Origin of the sequence: Veillonella criceti, assembly GCF_900460315.1 — a bacterium.
Lineage (GTDB): Bacteria > Bacillota > Negativicutes > Veillonellales > Veillonellaceae > Veillonella_A > Veillonella_A criceti.
The window spans coordinates 680,954-701,847 of sequence record NZ_UHIO01000001.1; the positions used below are offsets into that span (position 1 = coordinate 680,954).

Here is a 20,894-nt window from a genome sequence, read left to right on the forward strand (position 1 = left end):
TTATCGACCATCGCCAATAATAGCTTCTATACTCATCCTATACAATTATCCTTCTTAAATACATCTACTTATTGTATGATAAAGAGTCTGCTTCACCCTATAAGATACATGCCTTAACATTCTTATAATTTAAACCGATATCCTGCCCCCCATACAGTTTCAATATACTGAGGATTACTAGGATCATCTTCAATTTTTTCACGCAATCGATTAATATGAACTGGCACCGTCGCTACATCCCCAATAGCATCAAGCCCCCAAATCCGTTCATATAGAGTTTCTTTATCAAAGACTAAATCCCCATTACGCACTAAGAATAATAATAGCTCATATTCCTTATTTTTAAGATTAATTTCTTGGTTGCGCACAAATACACGATGTGAACCTGGTTGAATTTGTAAATGACCTACTTGGATTTCAGCTAACGTATCTGCCTGTTGCCCCTGCTTCAATCGGTCATACTGTGCCAAATTTGCCTTTACACGAGCCACTAAAATACTAGGTGAAAACGGCTTTTCAATATAATCATCAGCGCCAAGACCTAAACCACGAATCTTATCAATGTCTTCTTGTTTAGCCGTCACCATAAGAATCGGAATATCTAACGTTTTGCGTAATTGTTTACAAATTTCAAATCCATCTATAGTAGGTAACATAACATCTAATAAAATTAAATCAAAATTCCCTGTTAATGCCATGCTTAACCCTTCGGCACCATCATGGGCTAAGGCCACTTCAAACTGACTAAGTTTTAAATAATCTCGCTCAATTTCAGCAATCGCTTGGTCATCTTCGATAATCAAGATTCGTTTAGACACAATAGTTCCTCCTTCAATGTATAGTAATAAACTAGCTGTTATTATTTCAGTTCTTAGTGATTATCTGCTTTAGTATAACGCGGAATCCTCATTACAATCTGTAATCCATGCGGTTCCACCTGCGCAGCATTAATAGACCCCTTCATTTGTTGTACCATCTTTTTCACAATGGCAAGACCTAGACCACTGCCTTTATGAGGATTACTACGTGCCATATCATCACGATAAAACACATCAAATAATCGTTCTAGATTAGAAGCGGTCGTTCCCGGTCCATCATCGGCTACACACACAATAACAACATCGTTTTGCTGTTCACACACAATTTGTAAATGCCCCATATCATTAGTTTTGTATTTTACACTATTATCTGCCAAATTCATTAAAATATGACGAATTTGAAACGGATCAGCCCAAATTTTAAAGGTATCCCCCACTAACCGATAACTTACATAGAGTCCTTTATTCCCATAGGATACACCCTCATTACGGACAAAATTTATTATTTCTTGCCCTAAATCAACTTCTTCAGGATAATTGGGATACTCTTCCATTTCCATTTTAGAAAATGTAAATAGATTACTAATCATTCGTTCCATTTCATCGGCTTTAGTCTGAATCATACGAATATACTTAGCTTCTAATTCAGGTGTAGTAGCAATACCGTCTTGAATGCCTTCAGCATACGCTTTAATAGAAGTTAGCGGTGACCGTAAATCATGCGATATACCTGCTAATAGCTCTTTTCTATTGTTTTCCTGCTTTTGGATAAGTTCTACTGACTCTTTAAGTCGTTGTGCCATATCATTAAAATCATCACAAATTGGTGCAAATTCATCCTTGCCCGTATACGAAAGTTTAACTTCTAAATTGCCATCACGAATCTGGCGCACGCCCTTAGCTAATAAATCAAGAGCACTCCGAATCCGATGAAATACAAAGCGAGTTAATAAACGATTGGCCATAAGTATGCCAACTACAACGACACAAAAAATAAAAATTAGCGTCCATTTTACCGTATTCTTAGCGGGCCACACATGAGGGTGTATTTCAGAGCCAAAAATATACACCCTATAATTCCCGTGCAAAGTTTGAATATCTCTAAGCGCTACAGCATGCGTACCAACTGAAACAATCCCATTTTCTTTTAATTGCATAGCTAACTCTTGTAACTGATTAGTATATACATCAGGCTCTTCGCCCCACCCCCACATTTTATGTTCAGAATCTTCAATATAAACAGTATAGCCTGTAAGCAGCCGTAACGAACTGCCTACATCAGATAATTTAGGATCACGTCCTTGTGCCGAGGTTTCTTTTAATTTACCTTCAATTTGTGTTAATAAAAAAGAACTTGTTTTTTCAAAATCATCTAAATCTCGTACTCCAATATTATTTTCTTGTACAATAGGTACCCAAAGTGCCGTAATTGTGAAAAAACTAATAATTAACGCAATTAATACAGGGATACCAATCATCAGAAAGTTAGAAATGGTTAATCGCCGTTTAATCGTCATCCGCTATCGCTCCTGTCCATCATAGGTAAGCCATCGTTTATAAAAATAATCCATACAAATCGCTCCTATTGGCGAAGTTATTACAATGGCCATGGCCGAAGCTGCTAGTACTAAAGGACCACTCGAAAGACCCAATGCTAAAGGAATCCCTCCAATAGCAGCCTGCACGGTCGCTTTCGGTGCATAGGAAATAGCACAATACGCTCTTTCCTTTCGATTTAATGGAGTCTTCCATAATGAAATAACTACCCCCATCGTACGCCCTACTAAACCAAGAGCAATCACGGCTATTAACATACCACTCATACTAAGCATATAGGTTGTATCAATAGCAGCCCCCACCAATACAAATAAAATAATCTCTATAGGAATCCAAAGTTGGTTTACCATACGATTTAGCATTTGCCCCAGTTCATAAGATACTTGCCCTTTTACAACGCTAGCCATAATCATAATAGCTAACAATCCTGAAACAGATACCAAAGGTTTTAACCAATTACTTATAGCGACTAATACAAATGAAACGGCTACAATAACAGTTAACAATAGCGTTGCTTGTTGAGGTGTTACTAAAAATTCTTTAACGGTCCTAGTCTCTTTAGCTTTTACTTTAGCTTTTTCTTTGTCATTAACTATATTTTGTACGTCCTTATGTAATAATAGCCTACTCAACTTCAGTATCTTAGCTTTAGAGATAGTTGGTGCACTATGACTCATATATTTAGCAATATACGCTACAATAAAGCCACTTACTAAGCCCAATATAATCCCTCCAACTAAGGCCACTGGCACTTGACCAAAAGCTTCCAGAGCCCCTAAACCCTCAGGAGCTTCTACATGAGCTTCTACTAATGTCAACACAAGTGAAAACACCACTACAACGACAATATCTTCTAATGAAGAAGCTACCATAATTAATTGGGGAATTTTTTTAGCAATACCATATTTTTCTTCAATTAGATGAATCATTCGAAATACAACTACGGCTGGTGAAACGGCACATACAGCTGTAGCCAGTAATACGGCCTCTAATCCATGTAAATTGAAAATAGTTAATCCCAAATAAGTTAAGACAACAAGCTCCAACAAAACAGGCACGGTAGACATCATCAGTAAGGGACGCCCTAAATTCCAAATATCTCGTAAATTAATCGCTAAGCCAGCCTTAACTAAAATAATAAGCAATGCCATTTGTCGTAAGTCTGGCGAAATCGTTAGCATCGTGCTATCTAAGCAATTATACCCTTGAGGACCTAATAGTAACCCTGCTAACATAAGCCCTATAATTGTAGGCAGTTGAATACGGCGGCACAGCCCTGCTAGAGCTGCCCCACCTAATAAAATAAAACCTAAAGAGGTTAACACACTAAGACCTCCTAATAGTCAAAATCATTTTTATCTTCCAAATCTAATCGTTTTATAACCGATTTAATCTTATCCATAGGATACGGTGCTTTCTCAACTTGATGATATTCAATAGCTGTCACCAAACCACGATTAGTATGTCCATAAGCTCCAACAGGTACCAATACCCAGTCACCTGTATTGATGTTTTCATCATTGCATAAATACGCATATGTTTGGCCATGCTCTGAAAATTTTATAAGAGCAAAACGACGATCAGAAGCTAATCTAACTTCTCTCTCATAATATTTTTCTTGAAACATTTCCCCCAACAATATATACGATTCTAAATCCTCAAGATACGTGTCAATAAACTTCCACCAATCAATAGGTAAATGATATCGATCAAAGCTATCTTCACACACATAAGTAACGCCTTTTTTACTGTGTGTCTCAATCCAATATGTAATCTTCATGTTCTCATTAGCCGGCTCATCGACCAATATAGTCGGCTCCCGTTTATCTATAAAAGCAGTAGCTCCCAATGAGTTCAAAATATCTAATACCAATGGATTCATCTCTAAAATTTGCTGAGTCTTACAACCATCCGAATGCCAAATTGTATAGATTAACTGATTAGTATTGCGAAATAATTGAAATTGTTCCTTATGATGATTACTCTGAAATGGCTCTCCTTTTGAAAAATCCCACCCTTCATCACGGAAATATGTTCGCGTTTCCCTCTCATAATTAATCGTTAATTCATCCAGACGATCAGGATTACCATCAAATAAGTACAAATCGGATACATCTAACAAATCTCGAATAATATCACAAATATTATGACCTTCATAATAACGAATATCATTAAAAAATAATGGTCCTGTAAATGGTATAGAACTCTTATTTTGACTGATTAAATTAATTTCCCAATACCCTACATCTGTAACAAACATATACTCATGTTCAGCTTGCAAATAATATCCAATATAATCAAAAATTTTTTTCATGGTTTCAATAGGTAAGGAAATCTTTTTGTCTTCAATTACAGAATATGGTTTACAGCCATTTCCAAAAGTAAAACGCTGAATTCTAGCATAGCCATCCCGCCTAATCGTTAGCTGTTGTTCAATTTCATCTTTCTCATCTAATATTCCAAACACTATAGCATTTGATACTATATGAATTTCATTAAATCCTTCATCCCACAAAGATCTATAACTGCTCAAAAGAACCACTCCTTATTCATCTGAATCCATTTATTACCTATCTCATCAGAATATGTTCCCATCGCTTGTATTCTTTACATTATAATTTGCTTATATATCTAATAAAATATATTTTCTTAAATATTCACCATAGATACCATTAAAATACCTTCGCCCACTTTAATATGAGCGGTACCTTGCCACTCATTGCTCACACCAATAGGGAATGTATTTTTTAACGTAGCATTTGTTAGTTCATACGTTGTGCCAGTGACAGTAACATTTTTACATTCATCAGTCATAGCTAATACAGATAATGAACAATCTTCTCTTGGTTCGATAATAAGTTCACCATGATTAATAAAATAACTATCCGTATCTTGATTAACCATACGCACTACAGCGCCTCGGCTTGCTGCATACATAGCCGCCTGTACATTACCCATTAAATGATCAAAACGTCCACCAAAAGCACAATATAAGGTTAGATCTAAATATTCATTATCTAAAGCATACCGAATAGCAGCCATCGTATCCGTATCATCTTTCATCGTTGGTAAATCAAGAGTTGGAATCCCCTCAGTGACAACACCATGATACGAATCAAAGTCGCCCACCATTAAATCCGGCTCTAAATTATACTCTTTTAAATACGCATACCCTCTATCACAAGCAATAATAAAATCAGCTGTATCAATTCCGTCTAAGGTGGAAAATAAGCCCCCTAATACAATGGCACAATGTTTTTTCATAGATGGTCTCCTAAGTATACACTCATATATGATTTACTATACACTAAACAGCCAAAGAATGAAATAGATACTACCAAAAGTGCCTTAATATTTATTAACTCTTTGTTAAATTTTTCTTAAACTAAAAAGAGACTGTAACGCAATGCTAGATAACCTCTGCATTCATTACAGCCTCTTTTTAGAAAATTTTTTATGCTTTTTATATTAGCCTTTATGCGCTAATTTGTGGTCCATACTGAAACGACCAGGGCCAGCAATTAACAACATAATAGCACCAAACATCATTTGAGATGGATAATCCCAAGCAAAGAAGCCATTACCTAAAGCTAACACTGTAGCTACAAATAATGTGCCAATAATAAGTAAAGCTCCCAAACGAGTAGCCAATCCTAATACAACTAATAAACCACCGATTAATTCAGCAGCCGCTGCCATAGCACCAAGCACTAGATAACCGCCAGTAATGCCAAACACACCTAACATACTGCCTACGCCGTATAAAGACTGTTCCCCACCAGCAAATTTCAAATACCCATGAGCCATCATAGATAAGCCAAATACAATGCGATAAAACAACAAACCATTATCTTGATACCGGAATAAATTCTTCAATAAAATATTCATACGTCACAACTCTCTTTCAAACTATATCAACTACACAAATCATAATTTACAAATATACGTTACAAACTAGTAACTTTCTTAATTACAAGTATATTATATAGTTCTTGAGTTGTAATGTCAATAGATACATTTTAATTTTCTTCAGTTTGATTATCTTTTTCAATTTGTGCTTCAGCCTCTTCAATAACCGAAGCCAAGGTAATACTCTTTAATTCACGCTCCAATGCATTTTGAATTTGAATTAAACGATAATCCAATACATCATGAATATGATTACCTACAGGACAATCTTTAGCCGGATTTTCATGAAAACTAAATAATTGACCATTATCCAAAGAATCTACAGCATTAAAAATATCTAACAACGTAATCTCCGAAGGGCATTTGGCAATCTTAATACCAGAACTCCCTTGACGTGAATCAACAAGGCCATGAGCCTTTAGCATAAGCACAATATTACGAATAATTACTGGATTCACATTAATACTGCCAGCTAAAAATTTACTAGTTACTTTATAATTCTTCTCGGCAATAGCGATACAAGTAAAAATATGAACCGCTATTGTAAAACGACTGGATATTTGCATATCAAAGCCTCCTTAATTCATGTTACACTCGATAACAATTAAATATATCTCATGAATTACACAGTACGTAAAACTATATCATATATAACAAACGGCACTGCATTTCTATCATACACCCTTGTAATATTAAATATTACATTTTTAGTATACCATGAATTCATTAAATTTACTATAGCGGTTCAAATTTACACAGTTATTTGGACAAAATTTATTCTTTTTTGATTATTTTATAAATAATTTTTAAGTTAATCTCTCTTTTTTAAATATATTATTCTTATTTACCGACTACACTAATACGTTGTTGTATATGATTACCTTTTTCAATTTCATCTATCATAGCCACTGCGTAATCAGCATAACTAACAACACTTTCACCACGTTCATTAAGAGTAAACTCTTCGCCACCTAAGATATATTCACCAGTGCGCTTCCCTTCTGGATCAAACTCTGCAGCAGGACTTACAAATGTCCATTTCACATCATTACGTTTGCGAAGTTCTACTAATTCATCTGTTTGTGCTTTTGCTAATGGATAGTATTCTTTTGGAAACTCTGGAGTATCTAATAACTGAGTTGTGTGTTCTTTATTTACATATAAACTACCAGCACCACCAACTACCAATAAGCGTGTATTAGTATTAGCAACAGCATCTGCTAAATGCATCAATGACTTAGTGTGTAATTCTAATGTTTCTGGTGCAAAAGTACCAAATGCATCAACAACAGCATCAAAACCAGCTAAATCAGCAGCCGTAATATCAAAAATATCTTTTTTCACAAACTGCGTAGCTTCTGATTTATTTTCGCTACGCGCAAACCCAGTCACTTCAAAGCCACGACGAAGTGCTTCAGCCACTACTAAACGACCTACTTTACCATTAGAACTAACAACTGCAATTTTCATAATAAACGCTCCTTTAATTAATACACAATACCTTTTACATAATTCATTAGGTTTTATTAACTCCGAAGTTTAACTTGTAACATTTCTTATTACATATTAATTGTATATCCTTTTAGTTGTAATGTCAATACTTACAAAACAAAAAAACGACTCCTGCCAGTATCACGGCAAAAAGTCGTTTCTATTTATTATTCAAATGTTACTATTAACAAGGTTATTCAGCTATTGTTTTAGATTTTCGTAACCGTTTTACAATCAAAGTAGCTACTACAACTAATACTACACCACCAATTTCAATCAATCGTTCATAACCAGCAATATATGGTTTCAATAACGGTTCAGCGGTTACCATTTCACTAGCTACCCAAGCAAGTAAACTACCACCAGCCCAAAGAATAATTGGATATTTATTAATGATACGAGCTAATAAACGAGACCCGTAAATCAATAATGGAACGGTAATTAACATGCCCACAACGACCAATTCTAAATGCCCTTTAGCCGCCCCTACTACACCAATTACATTATCAATACTCATCATGGCATCCGCTACAATGATAGTGACAATCGCCCCACGCAAAGAATCTTTACTTTCAATATTGGCATTATCATCATCGCCAATCAATAAGTGAAACGCAATCCAGAGCAATACTAAACCACCAATAAAGTGTAATCCCGGTATATATTCCAACGCCTCTACTAAGATCGTGGCAAAGATTAAACGCATTGCAATAGCACCAAATGTCCCCCACATAATGGCCTTTTCACGCAGTCTAGGCTCTAGCTTACTTACAGCCATCCCAATAACAACAGCATTATCCCCTGCTAATAAAATGTCGACAACTATGATTTTCCCAATCATAATCCATGTGCTTAATTCTAAAAATTCCATATATACCGCCATTTCCGCAACTATTTCTGTCAATGTTTGCTAATATGTATTCTCTTAATTTTTTATTATCAGTCTATTCAATAGGTACCACTCTCTATGATTAACCATAAAGACTTAGTAAATTCAGATACTTATTCTACATAATATACCCAATTTTCTTTACGAGGACTTGCTTTAGGTTCTACCCCTTTTACATAACCAATTACACAATGCCCAATTCCTTCATAGTCTCCTTCAATGCCCAACGATTTCAGTAATGCTTGGCCTTCAAAAGATTCAAATTCCTCTTTAGCTCGATGAATCCAACAACTGCCAAGGCCTAAAGCATGAGCAGCTAACATTAAATTTCCCATAACAAGGGTGCCATCATATACATGAGTTGGTCGTTCTTTAGCAGCCAATACGATAAGCACAACTGGTGCCCCATAAAATGGATCCATATCAGTTCCCATAATCTTTGCATTGCGCTTTGCTAATTGATTACGCAATTCTTTATTAGTAACGGCTACAATAATCGGCGATTGTTTACCCATACCAGTCGCTGCATACGTACCTGCTTTAATCACTTTATCAATTAATTCCTTTGGTACTGCATCGGGCTTAAAGCTACGAATACTACGCCTAGTTTCCATCAACTGTAACATATCATCAGCTATTGTCATATGAATTGCCCTCATTTCTATTTTCTCATATATGATAAACTTTTTATATAAATATGAACGTTCTCACAAATAATTAGCGACTTATCTCATATCCATTTTGACTTAATACAGTTAAGGCATTTTCAAAGTTTTCTTCTTTAACTAAAATATAATCTGTATTATAGGTAGATACAGCAAAAATTCCAATCTTCGCTTCCGCTAAAATTGTAGATAATTTAGATAGAATCCCAATTAATGCAAAATCAAGTTCGCCTTCAATTCGAACAGCACGCCAAGTCGTATCTACTTGAGTGGCATTCTGCGGAACATATTTTACCGAGCATACTAATGAATTCTCTTCATCTGTCTTACCAATAAAAACAAACTCATCTTGCCAATTAACATCACTGTAATCAGCTACTTTACAAACAGCTAAGGTATTTTTAATTACTTTTAATTGCATACTCTCATTCCTTTACTTGTAAAAGTTAGTACTTTAGTTTTACAATAAACTAAACTTTAATTTTTAAGTTTTCTCTTTTAATTTTATCACAAATTCTCTATAGTCAGTAAAAAATTATAACTATTTTATCAATAAGGTGACCTACCATATGAAAAAGACAGAACGACGACGTCAACAATTATTAACTATGCTAAGCCACAGTTTGGCACCTATCACTGGTGAAAATCTAGCCCAAACATTTAATGTAACAAGACAAATTATTGTCAATGATATCGCCCATCTACGAGCTGATGGCTATCCTATTACGTCTACAGTCAAAGGTTATGCCATGTGTAATACCCCCACACAAGGTATTTTACGGACAATTACATGCCATCATACGGCGGCTGATGTTCGCACCGAACTAAGTACCATTATCCAATTAGGTGGCATTATTCATACTGTATCCGTTACCCACGATGTATATGGCGAATTAACAGCACCTCTCCCCATCAACAATTTAACCGATATAGATATCTTTTTAAACAAACAAAAAAAATCTTCCAGTGGCCTATTATCTAAATTAAATAATGGTGTACATACTCATCTTATTGAAACACAAACCCTCGAAGATATGGACGCCATCATTAAGGCGTTAGATAAATTACATTTTTTAATTATTTAACTTCATACCAATCTAAAATTAGCCCTTGCTATCTGCAAGGGCTTGTTGTATATTAAAAACTATACACTTAAGTAATCTGTATAGTTTTTTTTATTTTTATCTTTTATTATTTAAAGATTAGGGGATGACTTCATGATTATCGACGAATTAAATGCAATGAAACCCAATCGATTTCATTACAAACTCTTACTCATTGCAGGTCTAGGCTGGGCTTTTGATGCTATGGATACGGGGATTATTTCCTTCATCATGCCAGTACTTACCAAAGAATGGCACCTTACTAGTACTGAAATCGGTATGCTAGGTAGCATAGGCCTCTTAGGTATGGCTATAGGAGCCATTTTAGCAGGCGCCTTAGCTGATCATATAGGCCGGAAAAAAATTATTACCTGGACTATGTTACTATATGGTATCGCAACTGCCTTATCGGCTTTAGCCCCCAATTATGAATTCTTACTCTTTTGTCGGTTACTCGTAGGCCTTGGACTCGGTGGCGAGCTCCCCGTTGTAGCCACGTTAATTACAGAATATTCACCACAAAATTCTCGTGGTCGTTTCATGGTTATGCTCGAAAGCTTCTGGGCTATTGGCTGGTTATTAGCCGCTCTCATTGCCTATCTAGTCATTCCTCTATACGGCTGGCGTATTGGATTAGCCGTTGGTGCTTTACCAGCCCTATACACAGGTGTCATTCGTGCGCATATGCCCGAATCTTTGCGTTATTTAATGAAACAACAAAAACTAGCAGAATTAAATGAAACAATTTCACAACTAGAAAGAGCAACGGCAGTACCATTAACACGTTGTACCAAACAAGAATTAAAGGCTTTAAATACTCAACCAATTAATTCAAATCTTAGTACCCTATGGAGTAAGCAATATGCACTACGTACGGCTATGTTATGGATTACTTGGTTTGGGATTATCTTCAGTTATTATGGCATTTTTATGTGGCTCCCTTCTTTAATCTATCAACAAGGTTTTACTATTGTAAAATCCTTTGAATATCTTTTAATCATGACCGTTGCCCAATTTCCCGGTTACATTTCAGCTGCTTACTTAGTTGATAAAATAGGGCGACGCTATACCTTATCCCTTTATTTACTTTGCAGTGGTATTAGTAGCTATTTCTTTGGTCACGCTACCTCTGAAACGGTATTGTTAACATCAGGTATTTTCATGTCCTTCTTTAATCTAGGCGCTTGGGGTGTCATCTACACCTATACACCAGAACTATATCCTACAGAAATTCGTGGCCTTGGTTCTGGTTGGGCTGCTGGCATTGGACGTATTGGTGGTATTATTGCACCGATTCTCGTGGGTTTTCTCTTATCCCAACAACTACATATGGATTCTATTTTTTATCTATTCGCATCTGTCTTTGTCCTTATTTCTATTGTAGTGCTTTGCTTTGGCAAAGAAAGTAAACAACAAGCGTTAGAGTCCATAAAATAAAAAAAATTCTATTTCAGAATACACGATAAAAACACAATTATAAAAAGAACTGTAACTACTTGTCATTGGCAATAATTACAGTTCTTCTTTATTTTGATACCTATTATATTTTGCTGTTTTATATTTTAATCTTTATTTTGCTAATACATCCGCATATTCAATCTTCTTTTCAAACTCGCGTTTGGCAAAGGGACATAAAGGAATAATTTTTACACCTGCTATACGAGCCTGATTAACAATTTCAGCCACCAATCGGCCAGCAATGCCTTGTCCACCATAGCCTTCATCAACTAATGTATGGTCAATAATCCATAAACTAGCGGATTTTGAAATCGTACTTTCGCCAATATTTTGCTGACCATCATAGGCCGCCGCTCTATTTTTCTCAGTTTCAAATACTATATTTACCATAGACTTGTCTCCATATACAGCATCAAATTTACTCATTTATTTTTGCATATTAATATTACGCATTAATATGACTCATTACTTCCAAATGTAATTACAATAATTTATTTTCGCGTATAACTTAGTGCCCCTGAAGGACATTTATCAATAACTTTAGTAATTAAATCAGTGGTTCCATTTTCCGGCTGAATCCAAGGTTTACGTCCCACATCAAATACTGCTGGCGCACCTTTTACACATTCAGCTGCATGTTGACAAAGTTTTGGCTTCCAACTAATCCTTAATTCATCTGTTTCATATATCTTTTCACTCATAATTTTCATCCCCTACAAACTATGCATACACTGTATAAAATAAACTTTATGTTTTATTTTACACTCATTAATTAATACTCAACACTATCTTTTATAAAAGTGCCATTACGAAGTTCTGCAAAAGCTTGTTGTACTTCCTCCTGCGTATTCATAACAATTGGTCCAGCCCAAGCAGCCGGTTCTTTTAACGCTTTAGAACTAATATATAATACTTGCCCCGCTTGTTCTCCCATGGTTAAAGTCACTTCTGTACCTGCCGTTAATTTAACAGCGGTCTTCTCTTCAATTAATTCATCGTTTACATACACATCACCAAGTAAAGTAAACAACATGACTGAATCATCTTCTTTAGAATCAATGGTAATGACTGCCTTGGGCTCCATATGCACATCATAATAATCTAAGGGAAGATGTTCACCACGGTACCCTTGGTGTTCCTTATATTGCCCTGCTAATAAACGAATTTTGCCACCCTCAAACGGAATTTCTTCAATATCTGTTCGCTTAATAGAATGATAACTTGGTTTGCTCATCTTTTCAGCTTTTGGCAAATTTAACCATAACTGAACACCTAATAAACGATCAGCCGCTGGTACCATTTCTTCATGCAAAATACCAGATCCCGAATTCATCCACTGTACTTCGCCATCTGAAATACCTTCTTCATTACCTAAACTATCTCGATGCACCATTTTCCCTCGTGAAACATAACTAATTGTTTCAATACCACGATGTGGATGCATAGGAAACCCCGCTGTATAATCATCTGGATTTGTACTATCAAATGAATCCAACATCAAAATTGGATCAAACTCTTCAATTGTACTATTCCCCAAAACACGAACTAAACTTACGCCCGCCCCATCTTGTGTTCTGAATCCTTTTACTTTTGTTTTCACTGTCCGTTTCATATATAGTCCCTCGTTTCAAATTTAACATACTATTTTGAATTTTAAATATAAATATTCCACTTTCTTTGTTTTATTGCAATTATATCTAATTAGATATAATTGATGTAGTTATATTATAATATATTTTTCTACATATGTAAATAGAGACTTATAGATATTCTACCAATAGATTATCCATAAGTCTCTATTTAATAAATCATAACCATTCACCAGTAGCTATTACCTGACAAGTCTCCCCTACCTCAATGCGCCACTTATCCTCATTGACACTATCCCCGATTCTATTATTCAGTTTCACTAGCTTCTTCCATAACACGACGTAATGCGGCTACGATTTGTTCATAAGGCTGAGCTCCTGAAAATACATATTTATCATTAAGTACAAAAAATGGTACACTCTGTACATTATTCTGCTGTGCCGCCAATAAATCGCTCTGTACATCTATTTCATATTCAGTAGATGTAAGTACATTAATAGCATCTTGTGAAGGTAAACCCACTTCTTTAACAGCATTTAATAATACTTTATAATCAGCGATAGAATCATTATCTTCAAAATACACTTTATAAAATCTAGCAATCAAACGACTTACTGTCTCTTTATCCGCCGTTGCTTTTGCCCATTTAATAAGCCGATGGGCTGACATTGTATTGGTAGGAATCGCATCCGCTGCGTTTAATTTTAATCCATCAGTGGCCGCCATTGCTTCCATCTGATTAAATTGATCACGAGCCCGTTCTCTTGAAATAGCATGACCTAGAGCAAATTGATCCAACATAGTCGCTTCTGTTTTTAATGGTGCCTGTGGATTCAATTGAAATGCTTTCATTTCTAAATCATTAGGATCTAGGCCGACTGTTTCCATTGCTTTTTTCATGCGAGTAGCTCCAATATAACAATATGGGCACGCAATATCTGACCAATATCTTACACTAATTTTTGAATTGTTCATCTCGTTTACTTCCTTCCTAGTTTATAATATTTCTATCTATTTTACTTCTTTTATTTACTTCTTTTACACGATGACTTTTCTGACTGTTCTAAACTAAATTGTCATTTACCTATTTTACATTTTTTACTACATCTGCTAATAACTTATAAGAATATGCCTGTTTTTGTGTATCATAAATCAAACTATTAGCCATAATCTCTTCAAATGTTACTCTCTGTTGTAATTCTTGTAATTGTTTAGCCGCTGTTTCAGGGTTACCAATTAAAGATACCGAAGCCATTTGTCTTACAATAGCCTGTTCCCTAAACGCTAAATCCTCTGCTCTAAAAGAAATAGGTCCAAAATGAGGTGCTGTTCTAGCTGCTACATAGTTATCCCAAATTTCACTATCTGATTCGACTGGTGGTTGTAAGCCTTGACGGCTATTCGTAACAACACCTAAGAAACTTTGTGTCTGTGTAGTGGCTAAATACTGAGCTTCTTCGTCTGTATCAGCTAAAATAGCATTTAATCCTAAAATTACATAAGGCTCCGTCAATACATTAGAAGGTTGGAATCGTTCACGATAAATAGCAATCGCATCTTCCATCATAGCTGGTGCAAAATGAGATGCAAACGAATAAGGAAGTCCTAATTCAGCTGCTAAGTAGGCACTATCAGTACTAGAACCTAAAATATAAAATGGTACTTCAATCCCAGCAGCTGGATACGCATGTACTGGATTTGTATCTTCAAAGTATCCTTTTAACTCCGCCAATTCACTAGCAAAATCTGTGTATAAATTGTGAGTTCGACGTAAAGCTCTTGCGGTTACTTGATCTGTCCCTGGTGCTCTACCAAGCCCTAAATCAACACGACCTGGATACAAAGTTTCTAGTGTCCCATACTGTTCCGCCACAATATACGGACTATGGTTAGGCAGCATAACGCCACCAGAACCAACTCGAATAGAATTCGTATTGGCTAACGTGTGTTGAATCAACAATTGAGTAGCACTACTTCCTATATTTTTCATATTATGGTGTTCAGCAATCCAATACCGCTCATAACCAAAGGATTCTACCTTTTTCGCCAATTCAACCATATCATGAAATGCTTCATTATGTGTCTGTCCTTCTCGTAAAGGAACTAAATTTAAAACGGATAACTTCATATGTACCTCCTATAATTAGGTCGTTATAAAATAACCTATACTATATAAAGCCTATTCAACTCAGCTTTAATGTCAGGATAATTAACAAGTAAGACAAATCACTTTACTTATTCATTATCATTTTATTAAATCTATATTTCGAGATTTATCTATATATTATACCTATATAATACTCGTTATCAGTTTCATTGTCAATAACCTACTTTATACTTTTTTGTATGATATAAAAATATTAAACAAAAAGACTGTATCTACCTTGCGAACGTATCCCTAACATTAAATCAATTAAATCTAATATTAGGGCCCCATTTATGGCAAGTTAAATACAGTCTTCTTTCATTTCAAATGAAAAAACAGAAGTTATTCTCACGCTATATTCAATTAAGCAAATAAATCATTCAAACTTTCTGACATAGTTGGATGTGTATAAATAAAGTCACGCAATACTTGATAATCTAAGTTTTGATCAATAGCTAATTTAATTAAATTAATCATTTCATAAGACTCTGCACAGAATAACTGAGCACCAAGAATTTTATTATCAGCATCAATTAATGCTTTCAAAACACCTTCTGTTTTACGAAGTACTTTTGCTTTTGGAATTGCATTAGCCGACAAGGTTACTACACGATACTCAATATTTTTTGCTTTCGCTTCCGTTTCATTAAGACCTACTCGTGAAAATGGTGGATCAATAAATACGGAATACGCAAAAGCACCACGATTATTAATAGTTCGCTGACTATTTCCTGCCATATCATCTAAAATAATGCGACTATCATCTAAAGAAATATATGTAAATTGCAATCTACCACATACATCGCCAGCAGCCCAAATATTAGCTACATTTGTACGTAAATGTTCATCTGTCTCAACGGCACCACGTTTAGACAAGGTAATCCCAGCCTTTTCAGCAGCCAATTCATCAGTATTAGGCCAGCGACCAGTAGCAATTAAAATATCATCAGCCGTAATGGTCTGAACTTCATTACCTTTACTATAATATAAAGTACCTTCTTTAATTTCAGTCGCCGTAGCCCCTGTAATAATCGCTACCCCTTTAGCAGCTAATACATCTTGAATGCTTTTTGCTATATCTGCATCTTCACGTGGCAAGAATACATCACCATCCTGCACAACGGTTACCTTACTACCAAAATTTGCATATAAAGCGGCAAATTCAAGACCAATATAACCGCCACCTAAAATCGTTAATGTTTCAGGAAGTTCCGCCAAATCCATAAGCGTTTCAGACGTATACACCTTAGCACTATCTGTTACCCCTTTAATGTCTGGTAATACAGGTGTTGCCCCTGTATTGATAACAAACTGTTTACCTTCTAGGGTCATTGTTTCTTGTTGCGTGCGGACTTCGATATGAGTGGCATCTACAAAAGAAGCAACCCCATCAATCACGGTAACCCCTGCTTGAATCAATTTATCATAATTAGCTTTACGTAAAGCACCTATCAATGCTCGCTTTTCTTCAATCGCTTGTTTATAATAAATAGCTTTAGCAGCAAAATCAGTTTTAGGCGCCATAGCAGCATCAGTCACTAACCGTTTAGACGGAATACAGCCCACATTAATGCAAGTGCCACCATACATATGAGCATCTTTTTCAATTAAAGCAACTGATTTTCCTTGTTTAGCTAATTTGCCAGCTAGTGTTTTACCCGCTTTACCAAAACCGATTACAATAATATCATACGTTTTCATTATAAGCCTCCTACTTCTCTCATTGACTGCATGCACCAGCTAAAGCCTTTGGCACAGCGTACTTCTGTATCTTGAAAATGATGACCTGCATTCCATTCCAACGTACACGCAATCCCTTGCTCCTTTAATATAGCCTGTTGTTCTCGAATACGCTGACCAGCCGTTGCCATTACAGGGTTCTTAGTTTTATCTTCTCGATCACCTAAGCTAAGATATATAGCTTTGGTTGCTGGCACATGCTCTTTAACATACGTAATCCAATCTGGATACCACAAAGAAGGTGAAATAGCAGCAATAGCTGAAAATCTCTTACTTTGGCAAGCACTCCATATAGAAAACAAACCAGCCAATGAATAGCCACCTAATATGATTGGCATAGTATCTTTAATTTGATACTTTTTGGTTAACTCTGGCAATAATACCATCTCTATATACGCAAGAGTCTCTTTAGCTTGATCCCCAAATCCCTCTTTGCCGAATACAGCGGGCGCTGACCAAGGGGTTAACTCATCATGCCAATGTTCAATCGTTATCGCTACCAATAAAAATGGCTTATCTACAGCCTCTCTCATTAATTCAACTTGATGATCTAATACTTTAAGATCAAACTCATCTACCGGTTGAATTAAAATGTATTCTGGATTTTCAACTTCATATATAGTACACGTCTTTTGCCCAATATTTATTTCTTTCTTGGCCATTAATCCACCTCCTTTTATACTAACATCTTAACAGATATTCCTAGATTATTTAGCATACACTATTATATTTAATTTATTCTTTATAGTTTTATTATATCAAAAAATAAAGATATTAAAAATAACACCTTACTTGAGAAAATAAGGGGTTGTAGAGAGATATTATAGAGTCGATAAAATAATACAGACACTTCCTTTAGTGACAACGTTAAGAAAACCTAATAGCTATCACCTTTAAAGGGAGTGTCTGTATATTATAACTATACTAATTTACCAAATAGAAAGTTTATTTATGACGTACAACACGTACACGTTCTACAGTTGGATTGCCATCTTTATCAGTATGAACTGCATCAACTGTGAAACGTTCTAATTCAGGTGCAAATTCAGTAAGAATCTTATCAGATAATGTAGCACCATTTAACATAGCTCGATACAACATTGCGGCAAATTCATAGCGCGTCATTGGACGATTACCGTCATAAGTACCATCAGGATAGCCCTGTATCATGCCATTACCAGCAAGAGTGGCCACGTATTCATAAGCCCAATGATTTTGAGGTACGTCTGGGAAGAGTTGAAGTTTGGAGGTATCAACTTTTCGACCTGCATGAGAGTCAAGCATAGCGGACTTCATAGCTTCCATTTCACGTCGCATATCTTTAATTTCTTTTGCCATCGCTACACGAGATGTAGAAACATTGTTACCTTGACCAAATTTAAGCGATACGCCAGCGTTAAACATATTATCGCCATTGCCTAGAGTACCACCTACACTAAACATAGTATCTTCATTTGGACGATAGAATGCCCCTAAAGCCATTGCATTTTCACCGCGATAGTTGCCATAACCAGCTACAAAATCCCATTTATCATCTGGATCAAAGTCAAGTGGATGAAGTGCTGCTAAAGCAGCTGCACCAGCGCCAACTTTATCAATCCGATGATCTAATTGGTTTACTTTATTCCCTAAATTATTAATCGCTATGCTATTATTGGTCACTTGATGGTTAACACTTTGAAGTTGTTCTTCGGTGGCCGCACGACCTACAGTGGCAAAATCATCAGCATCAAGAGTAGTATTAGTTAAGCCAGTCACTTCACCTTTACTACCATTCACTGAAATATTACCAACCTCTGCCATACCAGTTGTACCATTCACAGTGACTTTCTTACCTGCTTCAGTACCTACCTGTAAAGTACCTTCGCCACCATCAACCACTACCTGAGTATGGCCTTCACCAAGAGTAATCTTTTCACTGAGACCAAACTGTAAATTAGTTCCGTCTTTTGTTACGATGATATTTTGGTTACCAGCCTTGTCTTTAGAGCCAGAGAAGTCTACGGTAGCATTATTACCTACAGCCTGGCTATCTTCACCATTGACCGAAACATTCCAGCCTTGATAAGCACTTCCTTTTATACCTTCTAAATCATTTCTAACAAGTTGTAATTGCTCTTCTGTAGCTGCACGGCCTGCACCACTTGCAAATCCATCATAATAAATAGTTTTATTAGATAAGCCTGTAACATTGCCTGTAGCGCCATCAATTGCTACGTTACCTATATTAGCCGAACCAGCTACACCATCTAGAGTTACTTTTGTTTTTTCTACAGTTCCAACTATTACTTTTGCCGTATTACCATCGATAGCAACTTTATTAACACCTGCGCCTGCAGTTACTGTGCCCTTTTCTCCATCAATTGCTACCGTATTATCTCCAGTACCTACATTAACAGTGCTATTAAGATCAAAGGTTAAATTAGTCCCTTTTTGACTTACTACGATATTCTTATGATTGTTTTTATCTTTTGCACCAGAGAAATCAACTGTATTGCCACTGTTTACAGCAACACCAGTACCACCTTCAGCAGATACAGTCCAGCCTTTATAGGCATTACCCTCGATTTTAGTAATAGCCGCATTCAACTGTTCTTCAGTAGCCGCACGGCCTGATTTTGCAAAACCATCAACAGTTAACGAAGTATTAGTCAAGCCTGTTATTTGACCAGCAGTACCGTCAATCGTAATAGGATTATTCCCCTCTTTAGCTTCACCAATAGTAATAGTATCTTTTAGCTTAATATTGTAGTCTGTAATATTAGTCTGATTATTTTCAGTCGGTGTCAAAGTAAAATTGTCGTCTACACTGACACTAGCATTCTTAGCATTGACAATATATTGTGGCTTGCCATCTTCAGATGTGTCTGTACCTATTGATGCAATATTTGTGCCTGCTACTACCTCACCACCTGCAGCGGCTATTTTAGCATTCAAATCATTAGTTAAATGATAAATTTGACTACCATTAATAGCGTCATAGGAATCTGATGATATACGACCTTTGGCTACATTAATAATACGACGTTTAGATGAACTATCACCAACAGAAAGTACGCCATATGTACCATCACTGCTAGAAATATTCCATTGTTTATTATAGAAATCGCCTAATTCTTTCTTAAATTCTGTTAACTTAGCGCTCGTAAACATGTCGTCAGTTTTTACTTTACTATTATTACCTAAGGCCACACTATAACTAGTATTAGCTGCAACATCAGTTGCATAGCCGATGGCTGTACCTCCTGAACTACTAACGCCGGACTTAGAGCCTACAATAGTAGCATATTTAATGTTATCTCCAATAATCGACTCACTACCACCAATAAAGGAGTAGTCTGAACCAGTGCCAATATTAGATGACGCCCCTAAAATAGAACTCGATGCACTTTTTGTACTAGTTTTATGTCCCACTATTGAAGAGCTACCCGATCGTTCCTCAATAGTCGCATTACTTCCTAACGCTACGCTATAGCCTGTCTTAACCTGAGTATCATTACCTAGCGCTATCGAATTACTAACATTACC

At 35.9% G+C, this 20,894-nt stretch carries 21 protein-coding genes; 2 read left to right on the forward strand and 19 right to left on the reverse strand.

The window, feature by feature from the left end:
* Nucleotides 1–122 precede the first annotated feature (122 nt).
* The 11 genes from DYE54_RS03065 to DYE54_RS03115 all read right to left on the reverse strand — a co-directional run bounded on the left by DYE54_RS03065 (nucleotide 123) and on the right by DYE54_RS03115 (nucleotide 9,750).
* Entirely contained in the window at nucleotides 123–818 is a 696-nt protein-coding gene (locus tag DYE54_RS03065; RefSeq protein ID WP_115309860.1) for a response regulator transcription factor, read from the reverse strand.
* A 53-nt stretch (nucleotides 819–871) separates the two neighbouring features.
* Nucleotides 872–2,335, reverse strand: coding sequence for a HAMP domain-containing sensor histidine kinase (locus tag DYE54_RS03070; protein WP_115309861.1), 1,464 nt, complete (start codon nucleotides 2,333–2,335; stop codon nucleotides 872–874).
* 3 nt (nucleotides 2,336–2,338) lie between these two features.
* Entirely contained in the window at nucleotides 2,339–3,700 is a 1,362-nt protein-coding gene (locus tag DYE54_RS03075; protein WP_115309862.1) for a cation:proton antiporter domain-containing protein, read from the reverse strand.
* An 11-nt stretch (nucleotides 3,701–3,711) separates the two neighbouring features.
* Complete coding sequence (locus DYE54_RS03080) at nucleotides 3,712–4,908, reverse strand: hypothetical protein (protein WP_115309863.1); 1,197 nt, start codon at nucleotides 4,906–4,908, stop codon at nucleotides 3,712–3,714.
* Between the two features lie 116 nt (nucleotides 4,909–5,024).
* Complete coding sequence (locus DYE54_RS03085) at nucleotides 5,025–5,639, reverse strand: thiamine diphosphokinase (protein WP_115309864.1); 615 nt, start codon at nucleotides 5,637–5,639, stop codon at nucleotides 5,025–5,027.
* 204 nt (nucleotides 5,640–5,843) lie between these two features.
* Nucleotides 5,844–6,263 carry a DoxX family protein gene (locus tag DYE54_RS03090; protein WP_115309865.1) on the reverse strand — a complete coding sequence of 140 codons (420 nt, stop codon included), beginning with the start codon at nucleotides 6,261–6,263 and terminating at the stop codon, nucleotides 5,844–5,846.
* A gap of 131 nt (nucleotides 6,264–6,394) precedes the next feature.
* Nucleotides 6,395–6,850, reverse strand: a complete 456-nt coding sequence (locus tag DYE54_RS03095; protein ID WP_115309866.1) for an Rrf2 family transcriptional regulator — start codon at nucleotides 6,848–6,850, stop codon at nucleotides 6,395–6,397.
* Between the two features lie 274 nt (nucleotides 6,851–7,124).
* Complete coding sequence (locus DYE54_RS03100; RefSeq protein WP_115309867.1) at nucleotides 7,125–7,754, reverse strand: NAD(P)-dependent oxidoreductase; 630 nt, start codon at nucleotides 7,752–7,754, stop codon at nucleotides 7,125–7,127.
* Nucleotides 7,755–7,968: 214 nt separating this feature from the next.
* Nucleotides 7,969–8,646, reverse strand: a complete 678-nt coding sequence (locus DYE54_RS03105) for a TerC family protein (protein WP_115309868.1) — start codon at nucleotides 8,644–8,646, stop codon at nucleotides 7,969–7,971.
* Nucleotides 8,647–8,777: 131 nt separating this feature from the next.
* Nucleotides 8,778–9,308: a nitroreductase gene (locus tag DYE54_RS03110; protein ID WP_115309869.1), complete on the reverse strand. Its 531-nt coding sequence runs from the start codon at nucleotides 9,306–9,308 to the stop codon at nucleotides 8,778–8,780.
* 73 nt (nucleotides 9,309–9,381) lie between these two features.
* Nucleotides 9,382–9,750, reverse strand: coding sequence for an ACT domain-containing protein (locus DYE54_RS03115; protein WP_115309870.1), 369 nt, complete (start codon nucleotides 9,748–9,750; stop codon nucleotides 9,382–9,384).
* Between the two features lie 148 nt (nucleotides 9,751–9,898).
* On the opposite strand from DYE54_RS03115, the gene DYE54_RS03120 reads away from it, so the two are divergent.
* Both DYE54_RS03120 and DYE54_RS03125 read left to right on the forward strand, forming a co-directional pair.
* Nucleotides 9,899–10,414 (forward strand): transcription repressor NadR, encoded by a 516-nt coding sequence (locus DYE54_RS03120; protein WP_115309871.1) that lies wholly within the window; start codon nucleotides 9,899–9,901, stop codon nucleotides 10,412–10,414.
* A gap of 132 nt (nucleotides 10,415–10,546) precedes the next feature.
* Nucleotides 10,547–11,869: an MFS transporter gene (locus DYE54_RS03125; protein WP_115309872.1), complete on the forward strand. Its 1,323-nt coding sequence runs from the start codon at nucleotides 10,547–10,549 to the stop codon at nucleotides 11,867–11,869.
* A gap of 132 nt (nucleotides 11,870–12,001) precedes the next feature.
* Here the strand turns inward: DYE54_RS03125 and DYE54_RS03130 are convergent, their stop codons facing one another.
* The 8 genes from DYE54_RS03130 to DYE54_RS03165 all read right to left on the reverse strand — a co-directional run bounded on the left by DYE54_RS03130 (nucleotide 12,002) and on the right by DYE54_RS03165 (nucleotide 20,780).
* Nucleotides 12,002–12,280 (reverse strand): GNAT family N-acetyltransferase, encoded by a 279-nt coding sequence (locus DYE54_RS03130; RefSeq protein WP_115309873.1) that lies wholly within the window; start codon nucleotides 12,278–12,280, stop codon nucleotides 12,002–12,004.
* A 101-nt stretch (nucleotides 12,281–12,381) separates the two neighbouring features.
* Entirely contained in the window at nucleotides 12,382–12,591 is a 210-nt protein-coding gene (locus tag DYE54_RS03135; RefSeq protein WP_115309874.1) for a (4Fe-4S)-binding protein, read from the reverse strand.
* 71 nt (nucleotides 12,592–12,662) lie between these two features.
* Complete coding sequence (locus DYE54_RS03140) at nucleotides 12,663–13,502, reverse strand: pirin family protein (RefSeq protein ID WP_115309875.1); 840 nt, start codon at nucleotides 13,500–13,502, stop codon at nucleotides 12,663–12,665.
* A 284-nt stretch (nucleotides 13,503–13,786) separates the two neighbouring features.
* Nucleotides 13,787–14,455 (reverse strand): DsbA family oxidoreductase, encoded by a 669-nt coding sequence (locus tag DYE54_RS03145; protein WP_218564751.1) that lies wholly within the window; start codon nucleotides 14,453–14,455, stop codon nucleotides 13,787–13,789.
* 109 nt (nucleotides 14,456–14,564) lie between these two features.
* On the reverse strand, nucleotides 14,565–15,608 hold the full coding sequence (locus DYE54_RS03150; RefSeq protein WP_115309876.1) for an LLM class flavin-dependent oxidoreductase: 1,044 nt from the start codon (nucleotides 15,606–15,608) through the stop codon (nucleotides 14,565–14,567).
* A gap of 381 nt (nucleotides 15,609–15,989) precedes the next feature.
* Entirely contained in the window at nucleotides 15,990–17,327 is a 1,338-nt protein-coding gene (locus DYE54_RS03155) for an FAD-dependent oxidoreductase (RefSeq protein WP_172460545.1), read from the reverse strand.
* Nucleotides 17,327–18,028, reverse strand: a complete 702-nt coding sequence (locus tag DYE54_RS03160) for an alpha/beta hydrolase (RefSeq protein ID WP_115309877.1) — start codon at nucleotides 18,026–18,028, stop codon at nucleotides 17,327–17,329. The genes DYE54_RS03155 and DYE54_RS03160 overlap by 1 nt, the downstream gene beginning before the upstream one ends.
* A gap of 283 nt (nucleotides 18,029–18,311) precedes the next feature.
* Complete coding sequence (locus tag DYE54_RS03165; RefSeq protein WP_115309878.1) at nucleotides 18,312–20,780, reverse strand: YadA C-terminal domain-containing protein; 2,469 nt, start codon at nucleotides 20,778–20,780, stop codon at nucleotides 18,312–18,314.
* Nucleotides 20,781–20,894 lie beyond the last annotated feature (114 nt).